The 14,250-nt window shown below is 29.2% G+C and carries 13 protein-coding genes and 1 rRNA gene; 10 read left to right on the top strand and 4 right to left on the bottom strand.

Translation table 11 applies throughout. The annotated features are described in order from the left end of the window. Positions 1-11 precede the first annotated feature (11 nt). Positions 12-770, top strand: a complete 759-nt coding sequence (locus NSA50_RS13110) for a tRNA threonylcarbamoyladenosine dehydratase (RefSeq protein WP_257445692.1) — start codon at positions 12-14, stop codon at positions 768-770. Between the two features lie 67 nt (positions 771-837). Here NSA50_RS13110 and NSA50_RS13105 read toward each other — a convergent pair whose 3' ends face one another. Then, a complete protein-coding gene (locus NSA50_RS13105) occupies positions 838-1,707 on the bottom strand; it encodes a helix-turn-helix domain-containing protein (RefSeq protein WP_257445690.1) in 870 nt (289 codons plus the stop codon). 184 nt (positions 1,708-1,891) lie between these two features. Between NSA50_RS13105 and NSA50_RS13100 the strand changes: the two genes are divergently transcribed. The 5 genes from NSA50_RS13100 to NSA50_RS13080 all read left to right on the top strand — a co-directional run bounded on the left by NSA50_RS13100 (position 1,892) and on the right by NSA50_RS13080 (position 7,586). Next, the gene (locus NSA50_RS13100) at positions 1,892-2,785 is read left to right on the top strand and encodes a carbohydrate ABC transporter permease (protein WP_257445688.1); all 894 of its coding nucleotides are present in this window, start codon (positions 1,892-1,894) and stop codon (positions 2,783-2,785) included. A 12-nt stretch (positions 2,786-2,797) separates the two neighbouring features. Beyond that, positions 2,798-3,694 (top strand): carbohydrate ABC transporter permease, encoded by an 897-nt coding sequence (locus tag NSA50_RS13095; RefSeq protein ID WP_257445686.1) that lies wholly within the window; start codon positions 2,798-2,800, stop codon positions 3,692-3,694. 15 nt (positions 3,695-3,709) lie between these two features. After that, a complete protein-coding gene (gnpA, locus tag NSA50_RS13090) occupies positions 3,710-5,869 on the top strand; it encodes a 1,3-beta-galactosyl-N-acetylhexosamine phosphorylase (protein WP_257445684.1) in 2,160 nt (719 codons plus the stop codon). A gap of 75 nt (positions 5,870-5,944) precedes the next feature. Then, positions 5,945-6,103: a DUF6903 family protein gene (locus NSA50_RS13085; protein WP_195266733.1), complete on the top strand. Its 159-nt coding sequence runs from the start codon at positions 5,945-5,947 to the stop codon at positions 6,101-6,103. A gap of 133 nt (positions 6,104-6,236) precedes the next feature. Then, positions 6,237-7,586 (top strand): carbohydrate ABC transporter substrate-binding protein, encoded by a 1,350-nt coding sequence (locus NSA50_RS13080; RefSeq protein ID WP_195266734.1) that lies wholly within the window; start codon positions 6,237-6,239, stop codon positions 7,584-7,586. A 124-nt stretch (positions 7,587-7,710) separates the two neighbouring features. Here NSA50_RS13080 and msrA read toward each other — a convergent pair whose 3' ends face one another. Together msrA and NSA50_RS13070 are read right to left on the bottom strand one after the other, a co-directional pair. Beyond that, positions 7,711-8,181: a peptide-methionine (S)-S-oxide reductase MsrA gene (gene msrA / locus NSA50_RS13075; protein WP_195266735.1), complete on the bottom strand. Its 471-nt coding sequence runs from the start codon at positions 8,179-8,181 to the stop codon at positions 7,711-7,713. A gap of 75 nt (positions 8,182-8,256) precedes the next feature. Beyond that, a complete protein-coding gene (locus NSA50_RS13070; protein ID WP_257429739.1) occupies positions 8,257-8,922 on the bottom strand; it encodes a DUF4230 domain-containing protein in 666 nt (221 codons plus the stop codon). 178 nt (positions 8,923-9,100) lie between these two features. Here NSA50_RS13070 and NSA50_RS13065 point away from each other — a divergent pair, with 178 nt between their 5' ends. Together NSA50_RS13065 and glcT are read left to right on the top strand one after the other, a co-directional pair. Further along, the gene (locus tag NSA50_RS13065) at positions 9,101-10,036 is read left to right on the top strand and encodes a GNAT family N-acetyltransferase (RefSeq protein WP_195266737.1); all 936 of its coding nucleotides are present in this window, start codon (positions 9,101-9,103) and stop codon (positions 10,034-10,036) included. Positions 10,037-10,071: 35 nt separating this feature from the next. Continuing rightward, complete coding sequence (glcT, locus tag NSA50_RS13060) at positions 10,072-10,932, top strand: glucose PTS transporter transcription antiterminator GlcT (RefSeq protein ID WP_195266738.1); 861 nt, start codon at positions 10,072-10,074, stop codon at positions 10,930-10,932. 48 nt (positions 10,933-10,980) lie between these two features. Here glcT and NSA50_RS13055 read toward each other — a convergent pair whose 3' ends face one another. Then, positions 10,981-11,499 carry a PTS sugar transporter subunit IIA gene (locus NSA50_RS13055; RefSeq protein ID WP_195266739.1) on the bottom strand — a complete coding sequence of 173 codons (519 nt, stop codon included), beginning with the start codon at positions 11,497-11,499 and terminating at the stop codon, positions 10,981-10,983. A gap of 550 nt (positions 11,500-12,049) precedes the next feature. Between NSA50_RS13055 and nagE the strand changes: the two genes are divergently transcribed. Both nagE and NSA50_RS13045 read left to right on the top strand, forming a co-directional pair. Further along, the gene (gene nagE, locus NSA50_RS13050) at positions 12,050-13,489 is read left to right on the top strand and encodes an N-acetylglucosamine-specific PTS transporter subunit IIBC (protein WP_195266740.1); all 1,440 of its coding nucleotides are present in this window, start codon (positions 12,050-12,052) and stop codon (positions 13,487-13,489) included. 648 nt (positions 13,490-14,137) lie between these two features. Beyond that, positions 14,138-14,250 (top strand): 16S ribosomal RNA (locus NSA50_RS13045); the annotation flags it as partial.

The raw sequence follows: 14,250 nt of genomic DNA, 5'->3' as shown, positions 1-14,250 counted from the left end.
GAGAGAAGTGAATGTTACAACATCCATTATCTAGAACAGAATTACTTATAGGAAATGATGGACTAGAAAAATTAAAAAATGCAAAAGTAATGGTATTTGGAGTTGGTGGAGTAGGAAGCTTTGCTGTTGAAGCATTAACAAGAGCTGGAGTTGGAACCTTAATATTAGTAGATGATGACACTGTTTGTTTAACTAATTTAAATAGACAAATACATGCTACATATGGAACTATAAGCAAAGTAAAAGTTGAAGTTATGAAGGAAAGAATACTTACTATTAATAGAAAGTGTAATGTTATTACTCATCAAGTATTTGTTACTCCTGAAAATTTAGGTGAATTAATTCCTGATGATGTTGATTACGTAATAGATGCAATTGATACTGTATCAGCAAAAATAGCTTTAGCAAAGTATTGCTATGAAAAAAATATTAATATAATTGCATCAATGGGAACAGGAAATAAGCTTGACCCAACACAGTTTAAGGTTGCTGATATATATGATACGAAAGTCTGTCCTTTAGCTAAGGTTATGAGATACGAGCTAAGAAAACAAGGAGTAAGGAATCTTAAGGTTGTATATTCAGAAGAAAAGCCAAGAAGACCAAAAGATGAAGATGTAGTTACTTGTAAGACTGGTTGTGTTTGTACAGGTGGTACTAAAAAATGTGCAACTAAAAGACAAATACCAGGAAGTATATCGTTTGTTCCTCCAGTTGTAGGTATGATTCTTGGAGGAGAAGTTATAAAATTTATTATAGGTGAAATTTAATTAATAAATATTTAAAAATCAGGAGTAAGATTTGTTATTTTTTATAATGAATCTTACTCCTTAATTTTTAAATAGTTTTATCTTTTGAGTTTTCTACTCTATAGCTTTTTGGAGAAATTCCAGTTACTTTTTTAAACATTTGGCTGAAGTAAGAGGAGTTCCCAAAGCCCACTATGGAAGCAATATCTCTAATTGAATAGCCAGTAGTAGCTAGTAGATTTTTTGCTTCTTGTATCCGTTTATTTATAACATAGTTTATAGGGGAAATCCCTATTTGCTTAGTGAATGTATGAACTAAGTGATACTTATTCATATAAGATAAATCGGATAAAAAGTCCAAAGTTATATTTTGCGCATAGTGTGAATCAATATAGTTTTTAATTTTTATACATTCTAAGTTTAGTTTATCTTGGGATTCTTCAATGAATTGTAGCGAAGCTGTGCTGCGTATGATATGTGTTATGAATAGTGTTAGGATACTTTTACATACATGTTCATAATTAAATTCTTTGTTTTCTATTTCATTAATTAATTGGTTAAAGTGGCTAAGTATTAATTCTTTATCTTTAGAAAAGTTCATAATCCTATAAAGATTAATTTGTTGCTCATTATTAGTTAAGCTATAGGATTCGGGAAGGTTTAGTAATAGGTTGTCTATTCCGAGAACAATGTATTCTAAAGGGGAATCTGACAAAGATGATTTTTCTGTATGTAAACAGTTAGGATTAATTATAATTAGATCCCACTTATTAACATCAACAATGGAATCATCTAAATGAAAGGCTCCTTTTCCATCAGTTATAAAAAATATTTCTGTAAATGGATGAAAATGAGCTGTGCTATGCCAGTCGTTTTCAAATTTTGATTTACTTATATAAATTAGTTCATAATTTGGATCATAATTCTTTTTATTTATTAAATATCTTGTATTGCTCATAATACACCTCCAATCTATTTACTATTTTATCTATTTTTTATTATAACGCAATATACATAATTACATAATATTGGTGGATAGCAATATCACTAAAAAAGTAAGCAACAATATTATTGTGTAAAAGATTTCATGAAGATAGAATAAATGTATAGAAAGAGAAAAAATGAGGGGGGAATTATGAACAATGCATAAGAAAAGCACTGTAAATAAAGTGTTTATAGGATTTTCAGTAATCCCAGCACTAATACTTTTTATACTATTCATGATAGTTCCAACTATAAATGTATTCTGGATGTCATTATTTAAGTGGGGTGGATTATCAAATAACAAGAAATTTGTAGGATTGGACAACTTTACAATATTATTTAAGGATGTAAATTTTATTAAGGCATTTCAAAATACAGTATTTCTATTAGTAATAGTAACGGGTATAACTATGATTTTAGCAATAGCTTCAGCCGCAGTATTAACTAGAAAAGATACTAAATTCAAAAACTTCTTCAGAGTAATTTTTTATTTTCCTAATATATTATCAGTTGTAGTTATATCAGCTATATTTTCAGCAATTCTAGATCCTGATAAAGGGATAATAAATGCAAGTCTTAGTTCACTCGGGTTAGAAAATTTAAAAAGAATGTGGCTTGGTGATCAAAGGGTAGTTATATGGTGTATAGCATTTGCAATGATATGGCAGGCGGTAGGGTATTACATGGTAATGTATATGGCAAGTATGAGTAGTATTCCAGAAAGTCTTTATGAAGCAGCTGATTTAGAGGGAGCTTCAAGATGGAATCAATTTTTTCAAATAACATTACCTTTAATTTGGAATGTTATAAGAACTACTTTAACATTCTTCATAATTAGTACAATAAATTTAAGTTTCCTATTTGTAAAGGTTATGACTGCAGGAGGACCAGATGGATCATCAGAAGTTTTTCTAAGTTATATGTACAAGCAAGCGTATTCTAATTCATCATATGGATATGGAATGGCTATAGGAGTAATAATATTTATTTTCTCTTTTGGATTATCTTTAGTAATAAGTAAAGCAACAAAGAGAGAGGTAATAGAGTTTTAAGGAGGGATTAATATGGAAAAATCATATAAAAAGACGTCAACAGAAAAATTAATGAAAATTTTTACTTATTTATGTTTAACTGTATTTGCTTTAAGCATATTAATTCCTTTAGGTTGGGCAATATTAGCATCATTTAAGCATAAATCAGAGTTTTATGGTAATCCATGGGCATTGCCAAAAGGATTTTATTTTGAAAATTTTCGTAAAGCGTTTGTAGAAGCCCATATGGGTGAATACTTTATAAATTCAGTAATAGTAACTGGATTAGCTCTAGTAATTTTATTAGTTGTATCAATACCAGCAGCATATGTTTTATCAAGATTTGAATTTAAAAGTAGAAAGATATTAAATTTACTATTTTCAGCAGGGTTATTTATAAATGTAAATTATATTGTTGTACCTATATTTTTATTAGTACTAGATGGAGAAAAATTAGTAAGGAATATTTTTGCAATACCAGCCAGTATGACTGTATTTTTAGATAGCAGAATAGTTGTTAGTATTATTTACGCATCAACAGCATTACCTTTCACTATACACTTACTTATGACATTTTTTAAATCATTACCTAGAGCATATGAAGAAGCTGCTTATGTTGATGGTTGTAGTAATTTAAAAACTTTAATTCACGTTATAATGCCTATGGCCAAGCCTAGCATAATAACAGTTATATTATTTAATTTCCTAGCATTTTGGAATGAATATATAATTGCATTAACTATGCTACCTAATAAGGCTAAAACATTGCCATTAGGATTAATAAACTTAATGCAAGTTCAAAAAACAGCAACTGATTACGGCGCTTTATATGCTGGATTAGTTATAGTTATGATTCCAACAATAATTTTATATATATTAGTTCAAAAGAAGCTTACAGAAGGTATGACAGTAGGCGGAATAAAAGAATAATAGAGGAGGATAAAGATGAATAAAGGAAGAGTTACAATTCCAACTGATGATAATTTTATAAAAGAGACAATGGAAATAGCGGAAAAGTGGGGGGCAGACGCAATCCGTGATTGTGATGGATTTAAGCTACCAAGAGAAATAAAGGGGCTAGCAGAAAAAATATATTCTACTTATTTTGTAACACGTGGTGATAATAAGTGGGCAGAGCAAAATATGTATGAATTACAACAAACGTATTTAATGACCAAACATCATTTAGCTAATAGTGAAACATTAACAATAAAGATAATGGAAGGTTATTTTGATCAGCAAGTAAAACCAGATTCTTATCATGATGTTAAAGAGTTTTGGGAAGTAATTGATAGGACAACGGGAGAGGTTGTTGATTTAAATAAATGGGAATATAACGAAGAAGCACAAGAGGTAATGATAAATGATACAAAAGCGTGGCATGAATATACAGTATCATTTTTAGCATATTGCATATGGGATCCTACTCAAATGTATAATCACATAACTAACAAATGGGGGGATAAGCCTCATGAAATACCATTTGATGCAAGAAATCCAAAGACAAATAAGTATATTTTTGAAGCAATGCATAAATGGTTAGATGAGCATCCAGAAACTGATGTAGTGAGATTTACAACATTTTTCTATCACTTTACATTGGTATTTAATGATAGGGCTAAGGAAAAGTATGTTGATTGGTTTGGATATAGTTCAAGTGTGAGTGCGGAGGCATTAAGAGAATTTGAAAAGGTAAAAGGATATAAGCTAAGACCAGAGGATATCATAGATCAAGGATATTATAATAGTTCATTTAGAGTTCCAACTAAAAAGTTTTTAGATTATATGGATTTTCAACAAGAATTTGTAGCTAATAATGTAAAAAAACTTGTTGATATTACTCATGAACACGGAAGAGAAGCAATGATGTTCCTTGGAGATAACTGGATAGGAACGGAGCCTTATGGAAAATATTTTGAAAATATAGGATTAGACGCAGTAGTTGGCTCAGTCGGTAGTGGAGCTACCCTTAGAATGATAGCAGATATTCCAGGTGTTAAATATACTGAAGGACGTTTTCTACCATATTTTTTCCCAGATACATTTTATGAAGGAAATGATCCTACTGTAGAAGCTAGAGAAAACTGGATAACAGCTAGACGTGCAATAATGAGAAAGCCAGTAGATAGAATAGGTTATGGTGGATATTTATCACTTGCATATAAGTTTCCTAAGTTTGTTGATTATATAGAAAGTGTATGTAATGAATTTAGAGAAATATATGAAACCATAAATGGAAATAAGCCGTATTGTGGATTAAAAGTTGCAGTTATTAACTGTTGGGGAAAATTACGTACATGGCAAACACATATGGTAGCACATGCTTTATGGTATAAACAAATATATTCATATTTAGGAGTTATAGAAGCCTTAAGTGGTATGAGTGTAGATGTGAGTTTTATAAGCTTTGATGATATAAAAAATAAGGGAATTCCAAAGGATATTGATGTAATTATAAATGCTGGAGATGCAGGCACTGCATTTAGCGGTGGAGAAAAATGGATTGATGAAGAAGTAGTTACTAAAATTAGAGCGTGGATCTATAACGGTGGAGGATTTGTAGGAATTGGAGAACCTTCAGCTATATTAAATGGAGGACATTACTTCCAACTTGCAGATGCTTTAGGAGTAGATAAAGAATTAGGATTCTCATTAAGTACAGATAAATACTTTATTAAGGAATTAGATAAGCATTTCATAACAGAAGATATATTTGAAGAGTTGAATTTTGGAGAAAGTCAAAAGAATATATATGCATTAAAAGAATTAACTGAAATAATAAAATACACCAATGGTGATTTATTAATGGCTGCTAATGGCTATGGAAAAGGCAGAACTGTATATATAGCAGGACTACCATATTCAATTCAAAATACACGTATTTTAACAAGAGCTTGTTATTATGCTGCAAATAAGGAAAAGAAAATGAAGATGTGGTATTCAGATAATCCTTATTGTGAGGTATCAGCTTATTTAGAATCAAATAGATACGCAGTTATAAATAATTCTAACGAAAAGCAAGTATCTAATATTTATGATGGTGAAGGTAATTTAATTGTTATGGAATTAAATCCTACAGAAATTAAATGGATAGATATAAAGTAAGATTAATTTAGTGCAAATTATATATGGATTAATTTTTACTAGAGCTTTTATCAAGTCCTTAGAGGAGGAAGCAAGATGATAAAAAATATAATTTTAACTGTAATATTTTTTCTATCGATGTTTTTAGTTATTAAAGGTAATTCTATTAATGGGTATTTAGGATTATTGTTTATGTTTATAGGTATGGCAGGTGTTATAGGAGAGCTATACATCTATAATAAAAAGTATCAATAAAACAATCTTGATAATATAAGCAATATATATAAAATAATAAGCAAAAATATTATATAAATAACGTTTACAAAGTAATAAAATTAAAGCATAAATTATTAATGGCATATATTAAGGGGAAAAGGGAGGAAATGTAATGAAAAAGAGGACATTAGCCTTATTATTAAGCTCACTTATGGTAATGACAAGCTTAACTGGATGTGGAGGAAATGGAGATAGCACAGGAGCGTCTGCTGATAAAACAAAAACATTAAAGATTGCTGCTTTCGAAGGGGGATATGGAAAAGTTTATTGGGAAAAACTTAAAGATAACTTTGAAAAATCACATGAAGGTGTAACTGTTGAGTTAACAGTTGCTTCTAATATAGAAGAAGTTATTCGTCCTCAAATTCAAGCAGGAAATGTTCCTGACTTTATATATTTAGCAACTGGAAGACCTGATGCACTAACTGAAACATTTATTAAAGAACAAGGAATAAATGATTTATCAAATGTGCTAAATATGAAAGTTCCAGGAGAAGATGTAACTGTAAAGGACAAGTTATTACCAGGCTTTACTGATAGTTATGCTACAAATCCATATGGAGATGGAAAAACTTATTTATTACCATTGTTCTATAGTCCAACAGGGTTATTCTATAATAAAACGTTATTCAAGGAAAAAGGATATGAGCTTCCAAAGACTTGGGATCAAATGTTTGCTTTAGGGGATAAGGCAAAGGCTGATGGAATATCATTATGGTCATATCCAACTGCTGGTTACTTAGATTGTATGATTCCACCAATGATTGCAGCAGCAGGTGGTGAAGAAGCATTTAAAGATGCAATGAATTATAAAGAAGGCTTCTGGACTTCTGAACCAGCAACTAAAGCATTAGAGGCAATAGGAAAGCTTAAGGATTACTTAGAGCCAACAGTTGTAGCAAATGCTAATAATCAAAGCTTTAAGAATAATCAACAATTAGTTCTAGATAACAAAGCGTTATTTATACCAAATGGAACTTGGTTACCAGGAGAAATGGCAGACGCTCCAAGAGCAGATGGTTTTGAATGGGGATTTATGGCTTATCCTGCATTTAAGGATGGTGGAGACCAATATTCTGTAAGTTTTATAGAACAAATGTATATTCCAAAAGATGCTGAAAATAAAGAATTAGCAGAAGAATTTATGGCTTACCTTTATAGTGATGAAGCAGTTAAGGTTATAGCAGAAAATGCTAAGGGCGTTGTTCCTGTTAATAATTATACAGAACTTTCTTCAGAATATTTAGAGCCATTACAAGTTGATTTATTGAAGATTTATGAAAATGGAGCTAAAGCTTTACTTGGAGTTTTTGCTGCAACTGAACCAGTAGAAGGATTAACATATTCTGATATATATGTTGGTACAGTTGATTCAGTAATGACTGGAGATAAGACAGTGAAGGACTGGCAAACAGCATTACAAGAGGCTACAGATAAGATGAGAGCAAATATAATAAAATAATGATAAAAGAATAATACGGTGAAAGATTTAAAAAAAGATATTTTTCTTAAATTAAAGCTTATATAAACTTAAAAAATAAAAAACTCAACTATGTCTGAGTTTTTTATTTTTTGATAAATTTTAATTATAATTTTATATGACAATATCCATTTGGATTTTTCTTTAAGTATTTTTGGTGATATTCTTCAGCTTTATAGTAATTAATTAATGGTTTTACTTCTGTAACAATTTTTTTATCGTATTTATTTTGTTCTTCTTCTTTACTTGTAAGAATTATATTTAAGTCATCTTCATTTAAATAATATATACCTGTTCTATATTGACTTCCAACGTCTGGGCCTTGTCTATTCAATACTGTAGGATCAATTATTGACCAATATTCATTTAATATATATTTTAATGATGTTTTATTTTCATCATATTCAACTAAACAAGCTTCAGCAAAATAAGTATTTTTATAGCATACATCTTCATAGGTTGGATTCTCAGTTCTTCCATTTGCATATCCTACTTCTGTTGATATTACACCATTTAATCTAGATAGAAATTCTTCTACTCCCCAGAAGCATCCACCAGCTAAAACTATTTTTTTCATTTTATCACTCCTTTATAAATCAATTGTATAAATTATTTAAATATATTATACATCTATAAAGAAAATAAACCATATTTATTTAAAAGATATATTGATGCTAATTTTATCTTCTGTTATTTGATCTAATAGTTTTTCTAAAGAAACTTTAGTATTAGATATAACCTTATTATATATTTCAACACTTTTCATGGTTTCTTCAAAGCCTTTATGAACTTCTTCTTGAATTAAATCGAACTCTTCAGAAGTTAATTTTATTTCTCCAAATCTGAGTAAGCCATTAGATGATTCTTCATATTCTGTTTTCTCTCTATTAATATTAATACTAAAAATTTCAGGTTTTGCTAAAGTTAAGCTTAGTTCTCTATTTTTATCATCAATGTCTATATCGTCAGTAGTAATTTGAGATAAATCGATAGAATATGAGCAGTTAGCAAAAAATCTTATTCTTTTATATTTTTTTAATATTTCAAGATCGCCCCAGCTTTTATCTATTGTTACCGTTTTTGAAAGCTCTACTTCTAGAGGAATTATCTTATTTACATTTTTAATTTCATTAACTAAACTTTCTTCTGAAATTACTTTTATATTATCAATAGTTGAATGTTTTAAATTATTAGCTTCAGCTCTATATCCTAAAAAGAATTTCCAGGCTAGTAAGGTTAATGATAATATTAGAAAAAATTTAAGAACTTTTTTGAAATTATTATTTCTATTTCTTTTAAAAAGCTTTAAAACAAGCATATAAACTCCTAAGATTATTAATAGTAATTAATTATATGATAGTTTCATTATAATAATGAACATTAAATTAACTTAGAATATTGATTAATTAGTCGAATATAATATATTGTGCATAAGGTACGTTTATCGTTATAATATAATTATTGGTAGATATATATGCAACTTAGGAGATTTTGTTATGAGCGAAAACAGAGGAATAAGTATAGATTTAGTAAAAGGGACATTTAGTGATTATATTATAAAAGATAAAAATAATATATTTATAGGCAGATTTACTATAGTAGAACTAGATAAAGATAATAAGAAATGTACCGTTAAACTAAAGTTTTACAAAGAAAATAAATACGATTTATTAAAAGAAACCGTACAGAGCATATTAAGAGCGATATTTAAAGATACAAATATATATAAGGCTAATGTTTTAGTAGATGAAAACATTGCTTATAAGGTATTTTTAGATTTAGGATTTACATTAGAAGGAATATTTACTGAGAATCTTTTTTCTAATGGAGTATTTTTAGATGAATTAAGCTTTGGAATTAATAGAAATGAGTACAACAATACTCAAAGAAGTTTCTTAATTAACTTAGTTGGTGAGAATGTAACTGTAAAAAATTTAACTCCTGATTGTGCAGAAGACTTATTAGACTATAACATAAGAAATAAAGACCATTTAAGTAATTTTGAGCCAAGCAGAGATAATAATTTCTATACTTATGAGGCTCAAAGAGATATTTTATTAGAAAGTTATAAACATTTAATGAGTGGTACTGGAGTAGACTTTGGAATATATAAAGATGAAAAGTTAATTGGTAAGATTAAGATATCTAATATAGTTTATGGAGTTTTTAAAAATGGAATAGTAGGGTACTCTATGGATAAGGACTTTCAAGGTAGAGGGTATATGAAAGAAGCCTTAAGATTAGTTATAGATTATGCAAGAGATGAGCTAGAGTTGCATAGGTTAGAAGCATCTGTATTAACAGATAATGAAAAATCAAAGTCTGTACTTAATGGGTGTGGATTTGAAGAAATTGGATTAAATGAAAAGTATTTATTTATAAATGGCTCATGGAAGGATCACATAACATTTTTTAAGATATTAGAAAAATAATATTAATTATTATATAGGATAAGAGGAAGGTGTTTATGAAAGAGATTATATTAAATAGGAATACAACTGTAGTAAAATCTTTTAATAATAACATACTACTTGTAAGAGAAAAAGGCAAAGAAAAAATCCTTTTTCAAAAAGGAATAGGATTTGGCAAAAAAACTGGAGACATTATAAAAAAGGGTACTTCTGTTGAAAAGGTATTTATAATTGAGGATAAGGAAAATCAAAGAAATTTTAAAGAAATTTTAAATAGAGTAGATACAAAATTAATTGCATTAGTTGAAGAAGTAATTGCTGAAATAACTGATGAATTAGGAGAGGATCTTAATGAGAATATTCATATAGGGTTAGTAGATCATTTATTTTATGCAATAAAAAGACTAGGAGATAATGAAGAGATACAAAATCCTTTCTTAGTAGAAATTGAAACCTTATATAATAAAGAGTTTGAAATGGCTAATAGATTGGCAAACAGAATAAGTGAGGAGTTAAAATTAGATATCCCTGAAGGGGAAAAAGGATTTGTTGCTTTACATATTCATTCAGCAAGGAATAATGGAAAGCTATCTAATACTATAAAATATAGTTTTTTAAGTAATTCAGTAGTTGAGCATGTTGAAGATAGATTAAACATAGAAATAGATAGAAAGTCTTTAGATTATGCAAGGTTCTTAACTCATATAAGATTTGCGATAGAAAGAATAATTACTAATACACCTATAAAAAATGATTTGATTGATATTATAAAAGAAAAGTATGGAGTTTCATATCAAATTGCAGAAGAGACAAAAAAGATAATCTGTAGAATTTTAGAAATCAAATATTTATCAGAAGATGAAGTTGCATATTTAGCAATGCATATAGAAAGATTTAGAGTTTCAATTGTAAAATAAAAATCAGCCATTATAAAGTATGGCTGATTTTTATTTTATAAAAAGTTATTATACTTCGAAGTTAACAACTACAGTTTTACCTGCAACAGCATCTCCATTTTCAACTGGGGTAATTGACTTAGTTGCATCAACGTTAGTTATTAGAACTGGTGTAGCAAGAGATAATCCTTTGCTTAAGATTAATTCTCTGTCTATCTTAATTAATGGTGTACCAGCTTTAACTTTTGTACCTTGTTCTACTAATTGTTCAAAACCTTCTCCATCAAGAGAAACTGTTTCTAATCCTATGTGAACTAGTAACTCTAATCCATTTTCTAAAGTCATAGCAAATGCATGCTTAGTTTTAAAGATAAGAGTAACTTCTCCATCAGCAGGAGCAACAATAGTATCTCCATCAGCTACTATAGCCATTCCGTCTCCAGCTAGTTTTTCAGCGAAAACTGGGTCTGGAACTTCTGATAAAGGAATAATCTTACCAGAAACAGGAGCAACAAGTGCGTTAGGATTAACTACAGCCTTTTCATTGTTTGAATCTGATTTAAATAAATTCTTGATAAAATTAAACATAGTATTTCCTGAATAATCAGGAACCCACATCCTTTCTACTGCATATTTTGATGAGTATATAAATTAATATTTATAGTATTCTTAAATATATCATAATAAATACATAAATATTATATACAAAATTTTTAAAACAAAAGGCATAAGTCCTCCAAATATTAATGGACTCATGCCTGATTAAACAGTAACACGTCTAGTATGATTATATATATAGTTGCTAATAGTTGTCAATAAACTAAATTAAAAAAAATAACTGAAATCGTTAGCAAATATGAGCATATTTAATATAATTAATGAAATCTTAAGAAAATGATAGAAAAACGTCAAAAAAATGATGAAAAAAACTATTGAAAACAATAACAACAGATGGTACAATTACATTGTAAATAAAATATGTGTACGAATTTAGGCGTGTTATCAATTAGTTGAGCATGAGCCGAAGAGGATTTATATATCTATAATATCCTTTTCGGCTTTTTTTATTTCTTGCCAGGAATTATATTATACAGCCGCTTAAATTTGTATATAAAAAATTTAAGGAGGATTTATTATTATGATGAAGTATCTTCAAAGACTAGGAAAATCTTTAATGCTTCCAGTAGCGGCATTACCTGTTGCAAGTATATTAATGGGTATTGGTTACTGGATTGACCCAACAGGTTGGGGTGCTAACAGTGTTATTGCAGCTTTCTTATTAAAAGCTGGTGGTGCACTAATTGATAATATGGCTATACTTTTTGCAATTGGTGTAGCAGTTGGAATGTCAGATGATAATGATGGTACAGCAGGACTTGCTGGTTTAGTTTCATGGCTTATGATTACAACTTTATTAAGCCCAGCAGTTGTTGGAATGTTCAAGGGAATAGATGTTGCAGAAGTACCAGCAGCATTCTCAAAAATTCAAACTCAATTCGTTGGTATTGTTGCAGGTTTAATTGGTGCAACATGTTACAATAAATTTAAAAATACTAAATTACCTGATGCTTTAGGTTTCTTCAGTGGTAAGAGATCAGTTGCAATTATGACAGCTTTAGCATCATTAGTTGCGGCACTTATATTATTCTTTGTATGGCCAGTAGTTTATAATGCACTAGTATCATTTGGTAAAGCTATTGTTTCTACAGGAGCAGTTGGATCAGGTATATATGCATTCTTCAATAGATTGTTAATACCAACAGGACTTCACCATGCACTTAACTCAGTATTCTGGTTTGACGTTGCAGGAATTAACGATATCGGAAACTTCTGGGCAGGAACAGGTACTCAAGGTGTAACTGGAATGTACATGACTGGATTCTTCCCAGTAATGATGTTTGGTTTACCAGCAGGAGCTTTAGCTATGTATCATACTGCTAAAGATAATAAGAAGAAAGCTGTATATGGATTATTATTAGCAGCTGCATTATCTTCATTCTTTACAGGAGTTACAGAACCATTAGAATTCGCATTCATGTTCTTAGCACCAGCTTTATATGTTGTACATGCTGGTTTAACAGGTATTTCAGCTATAGTTTGTACATTATTACCAGTAAGAGCTGGATTTAACTTCAGTGCTGGATTTGTTGACTGGATCTTAAGCTTTAAAGCACCAATGGCTGAAAATCCACTTCTTTTAATACCAATTGGTTTAGTATTTGCAATTATCTACTACGTAGTATTTAGATTTGTAATCACTAAATTCAACTTAAAGACTCCAGGTAGAGAAGATGATGATGATGAATTAAGTGAAAATGTAGCAGTTAGTGGAGATATGAATGAATTAGCTAAAGCATATATTGAAGCTTTAGGTGGAAGACAAAATATAGTATCAGTAGACAACTGTGTTACTAGATTAAGACTTGGTGTTAAAGATAACGCTATAATTAAGGATAAAAACTTAACAGCTTTAGGAGCTAGAGGTGTTATAAGACCAGGAAAAGGAAACATCCAAGTAATAGTTGGAACAAATGTACAATTTGTTGCTGATGCAATAAAAGCTGAATTAAAAAGATAATAAAAATAAATAAATGAAAGTAGAAGGTATATGAAAGTGTACCTTCTATTTTTCTTTAAATAATAAATACATTCCTTCAATGATATAGAAACTAAGCTTAGCTATTTTATTTAAAAGGTAAATTAACTCTCTAATATATTTCTAGTTTTAATTATTTATAGTAGTAATTTAATCATATACATATATTAACTATAAAATTAAAATGCTAGAAAAGGTTATATAGGTAATTATAGAATAAAAAAACAGAATATATAATTATATATATAGTATTAACATATGAAATATATAATTAACTTATCCTGGTGTGTCAATAATTGAAATACGAAGAAAATATGAGATAAACAAATAAAAATAAATATAATTTAAATATATAAGGTAATTTCATTGGTGCTGGGGGAGGCTAACATGATATTATGTAACTCGTCCCTTGTGAACGAATTGATTTCAACAAAACAACTTGAAAGAAAGTTAAAAAATGTTGTTGACAATAAAGTAAATAAGTGATAAGATAAGTAAGTCGCTTGAGGGCGATGAAGAAAATGGTCTTTGAAAATTGAACAGAAAATAAGTTAAGTAAAATAAACCAGCAATTCTTTTAGACGTCTTAAAATTAAGACTCAAAGTAATTTGAGCGAAGAGATTAAACTTTTTATTGAGAGTTTGATCCTGGCTCAGGACGAACGCTGGCGGCGTGCCTAACACATGCAAGTCGAGCGAGAGGAGTTCCTTCGGGAACGAATCTAGCGGCGGACGGGTGAGTA

Source organism: Clostridium mucosae (assembly GCF_024622765.1).
Taxonomy (GTDB): Bacteria; Bacillota; Clostridia; order Clostridiales; family Clostridiaceae; genus Clostridium.
Note: the sequence above shows the minus strand (reverse complement) of the source record. Positions and strands in the feature narration are given on the sequence as shown.